15 protein-coding genes and 1 pseudogene are annotated in these 16,700 nt (G+C 74.6%); 9 read left to right on the forward strand and 7 right to left on the reverse strand.

The genetic code is table 11. From position 1 onward, the window contains the following. Positions 1–430 precede the first annotated feature (430 nt). Both ACIPXC_RS04145 and ACIPXC_RS04150 read left to right on the forward strand, forming a co-directional pair. Positions 431–1,222 carry a glutamate racemase gene (locus ACIPXC_RS04145; protein WP_401613316.1) on the forward strand — a complete coding sequence of 264 codons (792 nt, stop codon included), beginning with the start codon at positions 431–433 and terminating at the stop codon, positions 1,220–1,222. Positions 1,223–1,627: 405 nt separating this feature from the next. Next, complete coding sequence (locus ACIPXC_RS04150) at positions 1,628–2,182, forward strand: ATP-binding cassette domain-containing protein (protein ID WP_401613317.1); 555 nt, start codon at positions 1,628–1,630, stop codon at positions 2,180–2,182. Here ACIPXC_RS04150 and ACIPXC_RS04155 read toward each other — a convergent pair. Together ACIPXC_RS04155 and ACIPXC_RS04160 are read right to left on the reverse strand one after the other, a co-directional pair. Further along, the gene (locus ACIPXC_RS04155; RefSeq protein ID WP_401613319.1) at positions 2,152–3,084 is read right to left on the reverse strand and encodes an ADP-ribosylglycohydrolase family protein; all 933 of its coding nucleotides are present in this window, start codon (positions 3,082–3,084) and stop codon (positions 2,152–2,154) included. The genes ACIPXC_RS04150 and ACIPXC_RS04155 overlap by 31 nt on opposite strands. Continuing rightward, a complete protein-coding gene (locus tag ACIPXC_RS04160) occupies positions 3,081–3,671 on the reverse strand; it encodes a TetR/AcrR family transcriptional regulator (RefSeq protein ID WP_401613321.1) in 591 nt (196 codons plus the stop codon). The genes ACIPXC_RS04155 and ACIPXC_RS04160 overlap by 4 nt, the downstream gene beginning before the upstream one ends. A gap of 153 nt (positions 3,672–3,824) precedes the next feature. On the opposite strand from ACIPXC_RS04160, the pseudogene ACIPXC_RS04165 reads away from it, so the two are divergent. The 6 genes and pseudogenes from ACIPXC_RS04165 to ACIPXC_RS04190 form a co-directional block, all read left to right on the forward strand. Further along, positions 3,825–4,288, forward strand: a pseudogene (locus ACIPXC_RS04165) (FAD-dependent oxidoreductase); the annotation flags it as partial. 90 nt (positions 4,289–4,378) lie between these two features. Further along, positions 4,379–4,966, forward strand: a complete 588-nt coding sequence (locus ACIPXC_RS04170; protein WP_401613323.1) for a dihydrofolate reductase family protein — start codon at positions 4,379–4,381, stop codon at positions 4,964–4,966. A 72-nt stretch (positions 4,967–5,038) separates the two neighbouring features. Next, on the forward strand, positions 5,039–5,554 hold the full coding sequence (locus tag ACIPXC_RS04175; protein WP_401613325.1) for a hypothetical protein: 516 nt from the start codon (positions 5,039–5,041) through the stop codon (positions 5,552–5,554). 73 nt (positions 5,555–5,627) lie between these two features. Then, positions 5,628–7,262 (forward strand): apolipoprotein N-acyltransferase, encoded by a 1,635-nt coding sequence (lnt, locus tag ACIPXC_RS04180; RefSeq protein ID WP_401613327.1) that lies wholly within the window; start codon positions 5,628–5,630, stop codon positions 7,260–7,262. A 34-nt stretch (positions 7,263–7,296) separates the two neighbouring features. Then, positions 7,297–7,788: an NUDIX hydrolase gene (locus tag ACIPXC_RS04185; protein ID WP_401613329.1), complete on the forward strand. Its 492-nt coding sequence runs from the start codon at positions 7,297–7,299 to the stop codon at positions 7,786–7,788. A 111-nt stretch (positions 7,789–7,899) separates the two neighbouring features. Next, on the forward strand, positions 7,900–9,108 hold the full coding sequence (locus ACIPXC_RS04190) for an acyltransferase family protein (protein WP_401613331.1): 1,209 nt from the start codon (positions 7,900–7,902) through the stop codon (positions 9,106–9,108). Positions 9,109–9,195: 87 nt separating this feature from the next. On the opposite strand, the gene ACIPXC_RS04195 is transcribed toward ACIPXC_RS04190, so the two are convergent. Next, positions 9,196–9,972: a trypsin-like serine peptidase gene (locus tag ACIPXC_RS04195; protein WP_401613332.1), complete on the reverse strand. Its 777-nt coding sequence runs from the start codon at positions 9,970–9,972 to the stop codon at positions 9,196–9,198. A gap of 188 nt (positions 9,973–10,160) precedes the next feature. Beyond that, positions 10,161–11,615 (reverse strand): hypothetical protein, encoded by a 1,455-nt coding sequence (locus ACIPXC_RS04200; protein ID WP_401613529.1) that lies wholly within the window; start codon positions 11,613–11,615, stop codon positions 10,161–10,163. Positions 11,616–11,776: 161 nt separating this feature from the next. Here ACIPXC_RS04200 and ACIPXC_RS04205 point away from each other — a divergent pair, with 161 nt between their 5' ends. Then, complete coding sequence (locus tag ACIPXC_RS04205) at positions 11,777–13,066, forward strand: ATP-binding protein (RefSeq protein ID WP_401613334.1); 1,290 nt, start codon at positions 11,777–11,779, stop codon at positions 13,064–13,066. Positions 13,067–13,087: 21 nt separating this feature from the next. On the opposite strand, the gene ACIPXC_RS04210 is transcribed toward ACIPXC_RS04205, so the two are convergent. The 3 genes from ACIPXC_RS04210 to ACIPXC_RS04220 all read right to left on the reverse strand — a co-directional run bounded on the left by ACIPXC_RS04210 (position 13,088) and on the right by ACIPXC_RS04220 (position 16,675). Continuing rightward, positions 13,088–13,669: a hypothetical protein gene (locus ACIPXC_RS04210; protein ID WP_401613335.1), complete on the reverse strand. Its 582-nt coding sequence runs from the start codon at positions 13,667–13,669 to the stop codon at positions 13,088–13,090. Next, positions 13,666–15,303: a serine/threonine-protein kinase gene (locus tag ACIPXC_RS04215; protein WP_401613337.1), complete on the reverse strand. Its 1,638-nt coding sequence runs from the start codon at positions 15,301–15,303 to the stop codon at positions 13,666–13,668. Before ACIPXC_RS04215 ends, ACIPXC_RS04210 begins: the two co-directional genes overlap by 4 nt. A 121-nt stretch (positions 15,304–15,424) precedes the next feature. After that, entirely contained in the window at positions 15,425–16,675 is a 1,251-nt protein-coding gene (locus ACIPXC_RS04220; protein ID WP_401613339.1) for a Tm-1-like ATP-binding domain-containing protein, read from the reverse strand. Positions 16,676–16,700 lie beyond the last annotated feature (25 nt).

A 16,700-nucleotide genomic window follows, 5' to 3' on the forward strand; every position in this document is an offset into this window, starting at 1 on the left:
GGCAGGTCCGGATCCTGGGCCCTGTGCGGTACGTGGTACGGCGGGCCGGAGGTGGGCGTGGGCGGGCCCGGATCCTGAACCTGCGTGGTGCCGGGTGTCTGGTGCGTGGTGCGTGGTGCGTCGGGCCGGAGGTGGGTCTGGGCAGGTCCGGATCCTGGGCCCCGTGCGGTACGCGGTGCGGCGGGCCGGAGGTGGGCGTGGGCGGGCCCGGATCCTGAACCTGCGCGGTGCGCGGCCTTCGGTGCGCCGGGTCGCAGGACGGTGCGGTGGAGGCGGAGATCGGCCGCGGCCGGTCCCCCGGGGCTGGGGGGTGCTCCGGCGGGGTGCGACCCTCGGGCGTGGGGCGGCGGCGGGCGGGTGCTCCGGGGCATGGGGTGGGGAGTGGGCGACGGCGGGGCCCGGCGGGGGCGGTGTCGACTAAGGTGTGCGGGTGAAGATCGCGCTCATGGACTCCGGAATCGGCCTCCTCGCGGCGGCCGCGGCGGTGCGGCGGCTGCGGCCGGACGCGGATCTGGTCCTCTCCTCCGACCCCGACGGGATGCCCTGGGGCCCGCGGACCCCCGACGACCTCGCCGGGCGGGCCCTGGCCGTGGCCCGGGCCGCCGCCGAGCTCCGTCCCGACGCGCTGATCGTGGCCTGCAACACCGCCAGCGTGCACGCCCTGGACGCCCTGCGGGCCGAGCTGGAGCCGGCCGTCCCGGTCATCGGGACCGTGCCCGCGATCAAGCCGGCCGCGGCGGCCGGCGGCCGGGTGGCCATCTGGGCCACCCCCGCCACCACCGGCAGCCCCTACCAGCGCGGGCTCATCCGCGACTTCGCCACCGGCGCCCGGGTCACCGAGGTGCCCTGCCCGGGGCTCGCCGATGCCGTGGAGGCCGCCGACGACGCCGCCGTGACCGCGGCCGTCGCCGCGGCCGCGGCGCTGACCCCGGCCGACGTCACCGACGTCGTGCTCGGGTGCACCCACTACGAGCTGACCGAGGGGCCCATCCGGGCCGCCCTCGCCGCGCGGACCGGGGGAGCGGAGCTGGTCTTCCACGGCTCCGCCGAGCCCGTCGCCGTCCAGGCGCTGCGCCGTATCGGCGTCACCGCCGAGCCGGGCATGCCCCGTACCGGCGGCCTGACCGTCCTGCACAGCGGCCGCGTGGCGGCCCTGCCCGCTGCCGCCTTCGCCTACGCCGAGGGCAGGCTGCTGGCGGGCCAGGGCGCACCCGTCGGCTGACAGTCCGCCGGCCAACAGTCCGCGGGACGGCGATCCGCCGGTCGGCACCACCTCGGGCACCGTCCCCGAAGCGGGGCCCTGCGGTCTCGCGCTGCGGGCCGCCCGGCGAGCCGCGCCGCCGAACGGGCCCGCCGCGAGCGGGAGTACGAGGAGTGGCGCGAGGAGGTTCGCAGCGCCGAACGGCTCGCCGACACCAACATCGGGCGGTTCGCCGCGATCCCGCGCAAGCTGCCGCGCGGCTTCAGCGGGGCGGGGGCCTTCCGCGCCCGCTCGCGCACCCACGGCGCCGCGAGCCGTATCCGCACGGCCCGCGAGCGCCTGCACCGGCTGACCGGGAACCCGGTACCGTCGCCCCCGCGGCCGCTCGCCTTCACCGGCCGGTTCACCGAAGGCGCCGCCGGGTCCGTGGAACTGGCCGCCGCGGGACTGCCGGGACGGCTCGACCCGGTCGCGCTGCACCTCGCGCCGGGGGAGAGACTCCTGGTCACCGGCCCCAACGGGGCTGAAAAATCAACCCTGTTGCACCTTCTGGCGGGTGAACTCCAGCCCGAACAGGGCCTCGTACGGACCCCCGCGCGCGTGGGACTCCTACGGCAGGATGACCCCTGGGCGGGCGAACCCCGCTCCGCCGTCGAGCTGTTCGGGCAGGAGCACGCCGACCGGTTCGTCGCCGGGCTCGGCCTGCTGGCCCCGGCCGACCTGACCCGGCCGGTGCGCACCCTCTCGGCCGGCCAGCGCCGGAAGCTGGAACTGGCCCGTCTGGTGGCGCGGCCCCTCGACCTGCTCCTGCTGGACGAACCGACGAACCACCTGGCCCCGGCCGTGGTGGAGGAACTGGAGGCGGCCCTGGTCCACTTCGGCGGGACCCTCGTGGTGGTCACGCACGACCGGCGGCTGCGCGCCGGATTCCGCGGCCGCCGCCTGGAACTTCAGCCGGAGCCGGCCGCCGCCAGCCGCTGAGCCAGTGCGCGCAGGTCGTCGGCGTCCAGGACCCGCTCGCCGAACCCGGGCAGCGGCACGTGGAGTGCGGCCGTCCAGGGCGCGGGCACCGCACCCTGCCCGTACCGTGCGCCCGCCAGGGCGCCCGTCACCGCGGCCACCGTGTCCGTGTCCCCGCCCAGGTCCACGGCGGCCCGTACGGCTTCGGCGAACCCGGTGGTGGTGCGCAGCGCCCAGACCGCCGAGCCCAGGCAGGGCCACACGGCCCCGTTGAACTCGGTGGCCAGGTCCGGGTGCCAGTCGGGGGCGAGGACCCTGCCGTAGCGTTCGCGGTGGTCCGGGTGCACCGCACCGAGGGTGGCCGGGAGGGCGGCGAGCGGATCGGCGCCGTCCAGGGCGACCCGGACGAGATCGTGCAGGATCGCGGTCCCCTCCCAGGCGGCCCGGTCGCCGTGGGTGAGCGCGGCGATCCGCCGCGCGGCGTCCATGGTCGCCTCGCGTCCGGCGGCGGCGAAGTACACGGCCGGGGTGGCGGCCCGCATCAGGGAACCATTGCCTGCCGCCCGGGCGTTGACCTGGAAGTGCAGCGCCGCCGCGAGGTCCCAGGGCTCGCCGCTGGTGAGCACGACCTCGGTCTGCAGGCCGATGTCCTTGGGCTGCCCGGCGGCCCACCGCCGGAACCGGGCGAAGACGTCGGCGAGTTCGAGGCCGTCGCGCTCCAGCAGCGACTCGGCGACCAGGACGGCCATCTGCGTGTCGTCCGTAGCCTCGCCCGGATCCCAGCCACCGCCCCCGCGCATCTCCTCGCCCCGCGCGCTCAACTGCCCTGCCGGGCCGAACTCGTACGGGGCGCCGAGGGCGTCTCCCGCGGCCGAGCCGAGCACGGCTCCCACGGCCCGGTCGAGCCGGGTGGGCCCGGTCATCGTGCCTCCTCGGGGGGTACGGCGGCCAGCAGCCCGCGGGCGAACCGGTCCAGGTCGTCCAGGCCGGCGGCGGCGAGGGTCGCCGGGGCGCCGCTCAGCAGGTGGGGGATGGCGCCGTGCAGGGTGAGGGTCAGGGCCCGGGCCCGCTCCGGCCCGGCCGGCAGCCCGGCCGTCCGCAACAGGTGCGCGTGTGCGTCGAAGTCCGCCGCGGCGATCGGATCCAGGAGCGCGGCCAGCCACGGCCGCCGCGTCCCCTCGATCTGCAGCTCCAGATAGGCCAGGACGCGGGGGCGCCCCGGCCCCGCCATGTCCCGCAGCAGTCCGGCGAGCAGCGCCGCGAGCTGCTCGGCGTCGGCCGGACCCGGGCCGGCCCCCGCCAGGGACGCGGCCAGTGCCCGGTACTGCTCCACGCAGCGTTCGGCCACCGCCCGGAGCAGGGCGTCGCGCGTGGGGAAGTAGTTCTTGGCCGTGCCGGTCGGCACGTCGGCGGCAGCGTCGACGGCCCGGTGGGTCAGCCCGCGCCCGCCCGACTCCGCCAGTACGACGACGGCCGCGTCCCGCAGCCGGTCCCTCCGGTCCTGATTCACGTTGCCAGCATAACCACAGCCGTGGTACCGCAAATGTAGTACCGCGGCTGTGGTGGCCATTGTCGGCGCGGACGGGAGGGACGAGCCATGGGCGGTGAGACCGTGGACGGGGCCGGGACCGGGACCGAAGCCAGGACCGGCGCTCCGCGTGGACCCGTCGAGCCCGGCCGCACCAACTGGTACGCCACCGTGCCCGCGGCCACCACCGCCCGAGAGGTACGGGAGGCCTTCGCCGGCTGGCACGACCCGGTCCCGCGGATCCTGGCCGAAACCGACCCCGCGACCTGGATCCGCTACGAGATGCGCCACCTCCACCCCGCACTTCCCTCCTTCGTCGCCGACGGCCGCGTCGCCCTCGTCGGCGACGCCGCCCACGCCATGACGCCCAACCTCGGCCAGGGCGCCTGCACCGCCCTGCTCGACGCCGAGGCCCTGACCCGCGCCGTCGCCACCGGCGGGCCGGGCGGGCTGCCCGGCGCCCTGCGCGCGTACGACGCGGAGCGCCGCCGCAGCGCCCAGCGCGTCGCCCTCGGCTCGCGGGCCCTGCACCGGTTCACGACCGGCTGCCGCCCCGCCCCGCCCTGCGCGACGCGCTCGTGGCCCTCCTCCCGGGCTGACGCGCCCGGCGCGGCGGCTCGCGCGCGTCGCGACGAGTTCCGCGGCCTCCGGCGGCCGTACTGTCGGATCCTCACCGAGGAGGACTTCTGATGCGCAGTGTGACCTACGCGATGGGCGTCTCACTCGACGGCTACATCGTCGGGCCGGACGGTGACTTCGAGTGGACGGAACCCGACGACGAGATCTTCCGTTTCTGGATCGACGAGACCCGTGAGCTCGGCGTCCACCTGCTGGGGCGGCGGCTGTACGAGACGATGCTGTACTGGGAGACCGCCGACCAGGAGACACTCGACCCCGCATCACTCGAATGGGTCGCGGTCTGGAACCCGCTTCCGAAGGTGGTGTTCTCCAGCAGCCTCTCGACGGTGCAGGGCAACGCCCGCCTGGCCTCCGGCGGCCTGGCCGAGGAGATCGAGCGGTTGCGGGCCGAGCCGGGGGACGGCGACATCGGCCTCGGCGGCGCGACGCTCGCAGCCGAGGCCGCCGCGCTGGACCTGATTGACGAGTACCGGGTCATGATCCACCCGGTGCTGGTCGGCGGTGGCATCCCCTTCTTCCCCCAGCACGGCCGCCGGGTCGATCTCGAACTCGTCGAGACCCGCACCTTCGGCTCGAAGGCAGTCCACCTCCGCTACCGCGTGGTCCGTCAGGTGCCGCAGGTGCCCCAGGTGCCCTAGGAAGGGGGTCCCCGCCGGGTGGCCGGGCGTGCGGCGGTGGTGTCCTTCCGGAACGTGGGTACGCTGCTACGTATGACGGGTCACTCTCCTGGTCCGCTCTGGGCGGGCAGGGCCACCAACCCCCTGCAGTGGCTGCTCGCCGCGGCCGGTGCGGCCTGCATGGCGCTCGGCGTCGAGCTCGCCGTCGACAACGCGTGGACCTCCGGCTTCGTCCCGCTCCTCATGGCGGTGACCGGCTGCGTCGCCGCCGGGCTGCTCATGGTCTACGGCACGGTCGCCTTCGTGCACGTCGCCGTCACCGTCGACGCCCAGGCCCTCGTGGTGCGCTGCGGCCACATCGGGTTCCCGCGCCGCAGGATCGAGCTCGCGGACGTGGCCTCGGCCGAGTTCCTCCCCCGGATCACCCCCCAGCACTGGGGCGGGTGGGGCTACCGCTGGCGTCCCGAGAAGGGCACCGCGGTGATCGTCCGGCGCGGCGAGGGCTTCGAACTGACACTGGTCGACGGCAAGCTCTTCACGGTGACCGTCGACGACGCCGAGAACGCCGTCCGCGTCATCCGCGCCCACCTGCGCACCCTCGCCGGCTGAGGTTCCGCCGCGCACGCCGCACGGACCGAGGCGCTTACCGGATCCGACGGCCCGGGGACGTACACTCCGCCAGATGAGCAGCAGTGTGACGCGCGAGGCCGCCTCGAACGAGCCCTCGCGGCCCGCCGACGGACCGGCCGGGCCCAGTACGCCCTCCGTGACGCCCCCCGCCACCCCCGCTACCCCGGCGCGCAGGGGTGCCCGGCTGGTCAGGCCGGTGCTCGCCGCACTGTCCGGCGTGCTGCTCTACCTCAGCTTCCCGCCCCGCCCGCTGTGGTGGCTCGCCCCGCTCGCTCTCGCCCTGCTCGCCGGCTGCCTGTACCAGCGCCGTCCACGGGCCGGCTTCGGGCTCGCCACCCTGGCCGGGCTCGGTTACCTGCTGCCGCTCCTCGTGTGGACCGGGGAGGAGGTCGGCCCCGTGCCCTGGCTGGCGCTGGCCGCCCTCGAAGCCCTCTTCATCGGTCTCACCGGCCTCGGTATCGCCCTCGTCAGCCGGCTCCCGGCCTGGCCGCTGTTCGCCGCCGCCGTGTGGGTCGCGGGCGAGGCCCTGCGGGCCCGGGCGCCCTTCGGTGGTTTCCCCTGGGGCAAGCTCGCCTTCGGACAGGCCGACGGCGTCTTCACCCCGCTCGTCGCGCTCGGCGGCACACCCCTGCTCTCCTTCGGTGTGGCCCTCTGCGGATTCGGCCTGTACGAGGCGCTGCGCATCGCCCGCCGCCACCCCGGCCGCACCGCCGCCGCGCTGACCGCGCTCACCGTCGCCGCCCCGGTGGGCGTCGCACTCGCCGCCCGCCCGCTGGTCTCCGACGCCGCCGAGGACGGCACCGTGGTGGCCGCCGTCATCCAGGGCAACGTGCCCCGCCTCGGCCTCGACTTCAACTCCCAGCGCCGGGCCGTCCTCGACAACCACGTCAAGCGGACCATCCAACTCGCCGAGGACGTCAAGGCCGGCCGGACCCCCAAGCCCGACTTCGTCGTCTGGCCCGAGAACTCCTCCGACCTCGACCCGTACGCCGAACCCGACGCCCACGCCGTCATCGACGAGGCGGTCAAGGCCATCGGCGTACCCGTGGCGATCGGCGCGGTCGTCGCCCCGGAGACGGGCCCGCTGCGCAACACGATGATCCTCTGGGACCCCGTCGCCGGACCCACCGCGACCTACGACAAGCGCAAGATCCAGCCCTTCGGCGAGCGCATCCCGATGCGCTCCTTCGTCCGGCTCTTCAGCTCCGACGTGGATCGGGTGCGCCGAGACTTCGGCCCCGGCGAGGACCCCGGCGTCTTCGACATGGCGGGCAGCGGCGTCGGCATGGTCACCTGCTTCGAGGCCGCCTTCGACGACGCCGTACGCTCGACCGTCCAGGACGGCGCCCAGGTGATCGCCGTACCGAGCAACAACGCCACCTTCGGCCGCACGCAGATGACCTACCAGCAGCTCGCCATGGACCGGATCCGCGCGGTCGAGCACAGCCGCACCGTCCTCGTCCCCGTCACCAGCGGTGTCAGCGCGGTCATCCGGCCCGACGGGCGGATCGTCGCGGAGACGAAGATGTTCACCGCGGACGCGCTCGTCGCCGAGATCCCGCTCCGCTCCGGCCGCACCCCGGCCACCGTCCTCGGTCCGCTGCCCGAATACGCCCTGCTGATGCTCGCCGCCGGCGGCCTCGGCGTACTCGCCGCCCGTCGGATCCGCGCCCGCCGAGCCGCCTGAGCCGGGGCCGGCCCCGGCCTCGTAGGGTCGGGGGATGACCACTCCTGATTTCATCCGGCGGATCCGTGAGACCGCCGGACACCAGCTGCTCCTGCTGCCCGGGGTCACGGCCATCGTCCTCGACGACCGGGGCAGGGTGCTGCTCGGCCGGCGTTCCGACACCGGGCGGTGGTCCGTGGTCGGCGGCATCGCCGAGCCGGGCGAGCAGCCCGCCGAGACCGCCGTGCGCGAGGTGTACGAGGAGACGTCCGTGCACTGCGTGCCCGAGCGCGTGGTCCTGGTCCAGATGCTGGAGCCGATCACCTACCCCAACGGCGACGTCTGCCAGTTCCAGGACATCACCTTCCGCTGCCGCGCCACGGGCGGTGAGGCCCGGGTCAACGACCACGAGTCCCTCGAAGTGGCCTGGTTCGACGTGGACGCGCTGCCGCCGCTGGAGTCCTTCGCCCTGGACCGGATCCACCGGGCCCTGCGGGAGGAGCCCACCTGGTTCGAGATCCCCGCCGCCGTCACCGAAACACCCTAGGGGCGTCCTGTCGATCATGGTGGGGTTCGGTCGGACCGGCCCGGATGGCGCTGTAGGGTTCCGCAGATCCGACGGGTCAGACACGGACCGTCCAGCATCGGGGGTTGAAGAATGAGCGCAGGTGGAAAGGCCGGAATACCGAGGACGGGCGGGCACCCGAGGAACGGCGTCCCGCGCGCCGGAGGGCCGGGGCCGCGCCTCGTGGCCCTCGACGGCATCCGGGTGATCGCCGCGCTCTCCGTCCTCTTCTACCACTACGCGGCCCTCGACAGCGCCTGGGGCGAGCCCGCCGCGGGCGTCTTCCCGGTCGCGCACGCGCTGGCCGTCTACGGCTGGCTCGGCGTCGAGATCTTCTTCCTGGTCAGCGGCTTCGTGATCTGCATGAGCGCCTGGGGCCGCACCGCGGGTGACTTCGCGGTCTCCCGGGTCTCCCGGCTCTTCCCCGCCTACTGGGCGGCTGTGGTCTTCACCTCGCTCGTGCTGTTCAACTGGCCCGAAGTGCGCGAGGTCGAGTCGTTCAGCGATGTCGTGGTGAACCTCTCGATGCTCCAGGCCGGGATCGGCGTGCCCCACGTGGACGACGCGTACTGGACGCTCTTCGTGGAGCTCAAGTTCTACGTACTGTTCACGATCGTCGTCATGCGCGGCCTGACCTACCGCAACTGCGTGCTCTTCTGCGCGGCCTGGACCCTCGCAGGCGTCGTGGCCCCGACCGTCGACAGCGGCCTGCTGTCGTTCTTCGCGGTGCCGTCGGCGTCGCCGTTCTTCATCGCGGGCATCGCCTTCTACCTGATGCGCCGCTTCCGGCCGAACGCCGTCCTGTGGGCCGTGGTCGGTGTGCAGTTCCTCCTCGCCCAGCACCACGTGCACGCCCGCATGATCTCCAGCCTGGGCCGGAGCGCCACCCAGCAGACGCCCGCCTGGCCCGCCCACTTGATCATCGTCCTCGGATTCGCCGTCATGGCGGCCATAGCCCTCGGTGCCCTCGACCGCGTCCAGTGGCGCTGGCTCCCGCACGCCGGAGCGGTCACCTACCCGCTCTACCTGATCCACATGATGGCCGGGCTGACCGCGATCCATCACTTCCGCGGCGACATCGCACCCGTCCCGCTCGTCCTCGGGGTGACAGCCGTCATGGTGGCCCTCGCCTGGCTCGTCCACCGGTTCGTCGAGCGTCCGCTGGGCCGCGTCCTGAGGGACGGCCTGCGGCGCGGGGTACGGGACATCCGCCTGGGCACGCCGTGTCCGGCGACGCTCGGCAGGGTGCCCGCGCAGCCCTCCGTGCCGGAGGCGGAACGCATCCCGGCCGCCCGTACCTGAGGCCCTGCGGGCACCGGGAGCGGGGCGCGCACCGGCCGCCCGTACCTGAGGCCGTCCGGGCACCGGGGGCGGGGCCCGCACGGGCCGTCAGCCGTCGACCGCGGCCTCCCGGTACAGCTCCACCGCCTGATCGCCCATCACCGCGCTGTACGAGATCTCCGGCACGGTCCCGCCGCCCTCGTGGCCCCCCAGCACCCCCGCCAGCGCCCCGTCCACCAGCCAGGGGCTGCCGCTGGTGCCGCCGCTGAGGTCCGGGCAGCCGATCCGGCGCTGGGTCGGGGAGAACAGGCCGGTGGTGTTGGCGCAGCGCAGCGGCGCCTCCAGCGTCCGCGGGTAGCCGATGACCGTCACCCTGGCCCCGGCGGGCTGCTCGGCCGCGACCGGGAAGCCGCCCACGACGTCCTCGATGCGGCGGGTCTGTCCGCCGTCCACCGGCGCCACCGTCGCGAAGGCGATGTCGGCGTCCGGGTCCTGACCGGCGGTCCACTCCGGAGCCACGTGCACGCCGGTGATCCTCCACAGGCCGTACGGGGCCTCCCCGTCCCGGTATCCGGGCGCGAAGACGGTGGTGCCGGTGCTCTCCAGGCAGTGCGCCGCGGTGGCGATCACGTCGCGGTCCGCGCTGCGCACCACCGCGGCGGTGCAGAAGTGCCCGCCTTCGAGACCGTCGGCGAAGAGGGCGCCCACGCGGTCGGCCTCTTCGCCGGGCCGGGCCCACGCGGTGACGCCCAGCGGCGGTCCGGACGCCGCATCGGGCAGGTCCACGCCGATCAGCGCGGCCATCGCGGTCAGCGCGAGCAGGATCCGTGACGCCCGCCGCGCACGGGAGCGCCGGGCCGATCGGGGGAGCGTGTCCTGGATCATGTTTTCCACCCTGCCCTCCGAACCTATGACCGGAGGACGGTGTTCCGTATGAATCCCCTGTGAATCCTGTGAAGACGGCGTGAAGAACGGGTCATGACCGGACGAGGCGGTTCCGACCGGCACAGCCCCGGACGAGACACCCGCCGGCACCGCGCCCGGCCCACCCCGCCCGGCCCACCCAGCCGCCGTCAGTCGCGGCGCTCGTACACCGTCACCCGGCGCCCCCGCACCTGCCGGTCCGCCACCACCGTGAACCACTCCCGCAGCACAGCGGCCTTCGCCTTGTCCCGCTCCGCCGACGGGGCCTTCGCGACCTTCGCCGAGTCCGTCACCAGCAGCACCCGCCGCTGCTCCAGCAGGGCCTCCCGGATCCGCGCAGGCTGCGCCTCCTCGCCCTTGAGGGTGGCCGAAGCCACCGGGCTCTCGGCCAGCGCCAGGTCGGTCAGCCCCGTGAAGGCGCCGGGGGAGACCAGCGCGGTGTCCCGCCGCGCCGCCGGTACGAACAGCACCCCGTCCCCGTCCCGCTTCAGCCGGGCCACCTCGCCGGCCACCGCGAGCACGTCGTCGACCCGGCTGGCCGGGGCCCGCTTGCCCAGTTCCACCGGCAGCAGCGCCAGCACCGAGACCCCCACCACCCCCGGCACCAGCAGGGCCGACGCCCTCGGGAACCGGGGCGCGCACGCCCGTACGACAGCACCCAGGGCCGCGCCGACCAGCAGCGCCAGACCCGCCATGCTGAACAGCACGTACCGGTCCAGGAAGAGCGGTTGGACCAGCGACAGCCCGATCAGCCCGAGCTGGGGCACCGCCAGCAGCGGCAGCCCCACCGCCGCCGCCGACAGCCGCGACCGGTCCGGCCGGTCCGCCCACGCCCCCAGCGCGCCGATCGCCAGCAGGATCCCCGGGCCGATCAGCATGTGCCAGGTCAACGGCGGTATCCAGGACACCTGATCGGACTGGCCGCGGCTGAACAGGACCAGCGGCAGAGCCCCCGCCACCGCCCCGGAGCCGTACGCCGCCCAGCGCAGCCACACGCCGCGTCCGGCCCGTACCCACCACAGGGTCACCGCGTGCGCGGGCAGGACCAGCAGCGACAGCCAGTTCAGCAGCGCGCACACCAGCATGGCCGATCCGTACGCCGTCCAGCGCGGCCATGTCCGCCGCCCGGGCCGGCCCTCCAGCAGCGACACCAGCAGCAGCGTCGACAGCCCCGCCCCGGCCGCGACCAGCGCGTACGGCCGGCCCTCCTGGAGGTAGAACTGCACGGCCGGGAGCAGCCCGAGCGCCAGCCCGCCCCCGAGCCCCGCCCAGAAGCCGGCCAGGCGCCCGCCGATCGCGGCCACGCACACGGCGGCACACGCGACCGCCAGCACGGACGGCAGCCGCAGGGTCGTCGTACTCGCCCCGAACACCTCGAAGAGGCCGTGCATCAGCAGGTAGTAGAGGCCATGGACGGCGTCGACGTTCCCGAGCATCCGCCAGATCTCTGCCGTCGGCCGCCCGGCCACCTGCCAGGTCGCCGCCTCGTCGCGCCACACACTGTCCTGCCGGGAGAGCCCCCACAGGCCGAGCGCCAGGGTCCAGAGGAAGGGGACGAGGCAGAGGAGGCGCCCGCGCCGGGCCGCGGATATGTGGCAAAGCATGAAGTTGCTGGGATCCTCGCTCTGGCGTTCGGGCGGAAGCCACCAGTCTATGGACGCCACGGAGGGGTCCCGGACCGCCTGTTGTGCACCGCGGAGCGAGATCGCCGGGCCCACTCGCCCCTAGCCTCGCCGCAACGAGCACGAACGAGGGGCGGTACCCGGTGAACTGGCTCATCCACGACTACCGCGAGAGCGATCTCGCAGCGGTGGTCCACCTGATCGACACCACGGCCGAACTCGGCCAGGAGTCCGTCTTCTCACTCGCCGAGTGCATCAGCGCACTGACCGGCCGGCAGCCCTGCGTCGTCGCCGTCCACCAGGGCGTCCCGATCGGCGCCGCCCTGGCCTGCGTCACCGGGGAACGCGCCTGGGTCATGCGCATCGCGATCTCCGCCGGATGGCGCGGCCGGGGCCTGGCCAGCGCCCTCCTCGTCGAGCTGGAACGACGGCTCGTCGCCGCCCGCGTAGGCCGCATCGCCTACGTCCTGCCCGAGGAGGACCTGCTCGGCGAAGGGCTCCTCAACGCCGGCTACACCCGGCAGCCCGCCGTCGCCTACTTCGAGAAGACCGAGCCGCTGCACGGACCGGCCGCCGGCCTCCTCGACGACCTCGGCGGCCGGTTCCTGCCGAACGACCTGTGGTCCAAGGTCGCCGGCATGGAGAAGGAGAAGGACCTCATCGAGCGGCGCGTGGTGCTGCCGCTCGCCGAGCCCGAGCGGGCCGCCGCGCACGGAGTGCGGCCGCCGCGCGCCATCACCCTCTTCGGCCCGCCCGGCACCGGGAAGACCACCTTCGCCCGGGCCATCGCCTCCCGGCTCGGCTGGCCCTTCGTGGAACTGCTGCCCTCACGTCTCGCCGACGAGGGCAACCTGGCCGCGGCACTGCGCCACGCCTTCGCCCGGATCGCGGAACTGGAGCGCGTACTCGTCTTCATCGACGAGGTGGAGGAGATCGCCCCCGTGCGCACCGAGCCCGCGCAGCCCGGCGGCATCCACGGGGTCACGAACGAACTGCTGAAGCTGATACCGGGCTTCCGGGAGGGCGACGAACGCCTCCTGGTGTGCGCCACCAACTCCATCCGCTCCCTCGACCCGGCCTTCCTGCGGCCCGGGCGCTTCGACTACCTCATCCCGATCGGGACTCCGGACGCCGGCGCCCGCGCCGCGATCTGGGGCCGCTACACCGCGGGGCGCGCCGACGTCGACGTCAGCGCCCTCGTCGAGGCGTCCGAACTCTTCACACCCGCCGACATCGAGCACGCGGCGCGGATCGCGGCGCAGGTGTCCTTCGAACGGGACCTGGAGGCGGTGGGCGCTCGCGGCGCGGCGGCCGCGCAGCTCGGCGCGACCACGCGGGACTACCTGGAGGCCGTCCGGCAGTGCCGGCCGACGGTGACCCCGGCGATGACGGGTGAGTTCGAGGCGGACATCACCGCGCACGCGCGGTTCTGAACCCCGTGCGGGCGTGGCCCGCTACCGCGGACAGCGGTACGTGAAGTCCACCGCGGCCGTGCGCTGTCCGGGAGACAGCAGCTGGAGCTCGGCCTTCGCCCGGTAGCTGCCCGTGCCCCGGAACGTCCACAGCAGGTGCAGCCGGGCCTCGCGCTGACCGCGCGGCACCCGCTCGGTCAGCTCCTGCGACCGGGTGCCGTCGCTGCGGACCCAGCGGTAGGTGAGCGTCCCCGGCCGGCCGTTGGTGCCCACGACGGCCACCACGTCGGCGGTCGCGTCGCAGGCCGGGCCGGCCGGATCGGTGGTCACGGAGACCTCGCGGACCTCGATCCCGGGCCCGAACCGCTGCCAGCCGAGGTACGCGAGGACCGCCGCCAGCACGACCGCGGCCAAGGTGTACCGGCGCAGCCCGGCACCCCGCCGCCGCGGCGGCACCACGACGGGGACGACCACCGGGAACGGCGCGGGCATGGCGGCCGTCACGCCGGGCCCGAACCGCATGACCGACCCCTCGACACGGTCGGGCACGGCCTCCTGCGGCTGCGGCGGGCCACTGAACCAGTGGCTGCCGAGAACGGTCGCGCTGTACTCTTCGTCGCTCATCGGATCATGCACCTCGTCAGCCAGACCTGGTCGGTCGGGGAACCGTTGCCCGCGGCGGGCTTCGTGGTGACCCGCACGCCCCAGTAGCAGCCCTGCCCGGAGAAGGTGTGCCGCCTGACGACGGTGCCGCTGCCCGGCTGGTACACCAGCGTCTCCGCCCGGCCGTCGGCGGTGCCCAGAACACCGGACCGGTTGCTGGTGAACCACTCGACGGTGACGCTCACCGGGGCCGTGCCCTTCGCGTCGACGGAGATGGCGGCCTCACCCGTCGTGAAGTCCACCTGCCGGAGGTCCACCTTGATCGCCCCGACCACCACCGTCGGTCGCGGCGACGGGGGCCGGCTGGTGGTCGGCGAGGTCGTCGGCGTGGTCGTCGGCGCGGTGGGTGTCGCGGTGGGCCTCGCGGTCGGGGTCGCCGAGGCCCCGGGGGTCGCGGACGGCGACGGCGACAGCGACGGCGACGGCGACGCGGACGGCGAAGCGGAGGTCGATGCCGACGCGGAAGCGGACGCCGACGGCGAAGCCGACGCGGTGACCACCGGGGAGGGGAAACCACCGTCCGGCGCCGCGCTGGTCGTTGCGAACGCGCTCAGCGCCGATGCGCCGCCCCGCTGTTCACCCGCCGCCTGCGCCGAGAACACGATCATCGCGCCGAGCACCAGCGCCACACCGGCGGCCACCGCCCCGCGCCGGTCGGGCAGCCAACTGCGGGGCGGCGACGCCAGGGTGGTCGTCGCCACGGCCGTGGAGCCGGCCGACGCGCCCGCCGAGGGGAAAAGCAGCGGCAGGAGAGCGGCCAGCGCCGCCAGCTTGCGCTGTCCGCGCTCCTCCCACTCGGGCCCGTACGCGGCCAGTGCCACGCCCTCCAGTTCGGCCACGAACGCCTCGGCGTTCTCCGGCCGCTGCTCGGGCGCCTTGGCGAGGCCGCGCCGGATCAGCGGACGGACGGGCTCGGGGGCCTCGGTCTCCGGTACGGGAGCCTCGATGTGCTGGACCGCGAGCTCCGCGAAGTTCTCCCCGGCGTACGGCTTGCGCCCGGTGAGGCACTCGAAGAAGGTCGCCGTCGCCGCGTACACGTCGGCGGCGGGTGACGCCGGCCGCCCCTGCCACTGCTCCGGCGCCATGTAGGCGGGCGTGCCGGCGACGCCGGGCGTGGTGCCGCGGCGGGCGGCGATCCCGAAGTCCACCAGACGCGAGGAGCCGTCCGCCGCCACCAGCACGTTCGCCGGCTTGTAGTCACGGTGGACGACGCCCGCCCGGTGCGCGTGCGCCAGACCCAGCAGCGAGCCCTTCAGCACCACGAGCGCGGCTTCGGGGTCGGTCTGTCCGGCCTGCTTGAGCAGGGCCTGCAAGGAGATCCCGTCGATCAGCTCCATCACGATGGCGGCGCCACCCGGGGCCTCGACGTACTCGTACAGCCGCACGACATAGGGGGACTCCAGCCCGCCGAGGAGCCGGGCCTCGGCCCGGAACTCCCCGACGAAGGCCGGGTCCTCGCGCAGCCGGTCGCTCAGGTACTTCACGGCGACCGCCGTGCCCGTCGCCTCGTGGACGGCGAGCACCACGCGTCCACTGGCCCCCGAGCCCAGCTCGCGCACCTCCGCGTAGCCGGGCACCGCCCACGCGTTCTTCATCGTCTTCCCCCGTCCATGACGTCACCGTGCCCCTGGCCGTGCGGCGCGGTCTTCTTGTCGGCCGGCCACTCTCAGGGACACATTTCGCGCCGTGGCCGGTTCCCGGCGGTCCGGTCGCATGTCAGGCGACGGCGCGTCGCGCGCGGATCATCGTATGGAGCCGGTCCGCGGCCGCCCGCCCGAAAGCCGGGTCGTTGATGTGCGTGTCGTAGTCGTGGAGCCGCGCGGCGCTGCCCCGCAATCCCTCGCGCAGCGCCGAGAACAGTGCCCCGTCCGCGCGGGGGTCATGGTACGGCCCGCCGGGCGCGCCGAGCGTGGACAGTCCACGGAGCGGGACGCAGACGGCCGTGGGTCCGGTCGCCGCACGGAGTTTGGCGGCGACCCGGCGGCCGAGCTCCGTGCACTCGGCCTCGCTCGTGCGGATCACCGTGATCGACGGGTTGTGGACGTGGACGCCCCGCTCCAGCACCCGCCGGGGCAGGGTCTCCAGCGGCCCGAACTTCACCATGTCCAGCGCGCCCAGGCTCACCACCTGCGGGACACCGGCCCGCCCGGCCGCGGTCAGCCGGTCGGGACCCGCGGTCAGGATCCCCCCGCACAGGTCGTCGGCGAGCTCGCTGAGGGTCAGGTCGAGGACCCCGGCGAACACCCCCTGCCCGGCCAGGGCCTCCAGCGTGCGGCCGCCGGTGCCGCTGACGTGGAAGACCAGCACCTCGTACCCCAGCTCGGTCAGCCGTTCGCGTGCCGCGTCCACACTGGGCGTGGTCACGCCCGCCATGCTCGCCGCGACCAGCGGCCGGGGGCCCGCCCCGAGCCGGGGCGCGCGCCCGCCCGGGGCGCGGGCGAAGGCCCCGGCCATCCCGGCGATCGCCGCCACCGCGTTGGACAGGATCGGCGCGGAGACGCTGTTGATCCCCGCGATGTCCACCACGCTGTACATCATCGTGATGTCCGAGGAGCCCACGTACGGGGCCGTGTCCCCGGACGCCATGGACGAGACCATCAGCTTCGGCACGCCGAGCGGCAGGGCGCGCATCGCCCGGGTGGCGATCGAGGTGCCGCCGCTGCCGCCGATCGCGAGCACCCCGTGCAGCCGGCCCTCGGCGTGCAGGCGCAGCAGGATCGCCTCGGCGCCCCGGGCCATCGTGGTCACGGCCGCGCCCCGGTCGGCGGCCGATCGAAGGAGGGACAGTTCGGTTCCGGCGGCCCGGGCCACCGCGGCGCGCGGCACGTCCGCGGCCACCCGGGGTTCACCCATGATTCCTGTGTCGACCAGTACCACTTCGGCGCCGGCGCGCAGCAGCCTCTCGCGCAGCCAGCCGTACTCCACACCCTTGGTGTCCAGGGTTCCCACCAGCACGACGTTCGTCATGTGTGCAATGTCCAGGCAGGTGGGG

Source organism: Streptomyces sp. NPDC090021 (assembly GCF_044748225.1).
GTDB lineage: Bacteria > Actinomycetota > Actinomycetes > Streptomycetales > Streptomycetaceae > Streptomyces.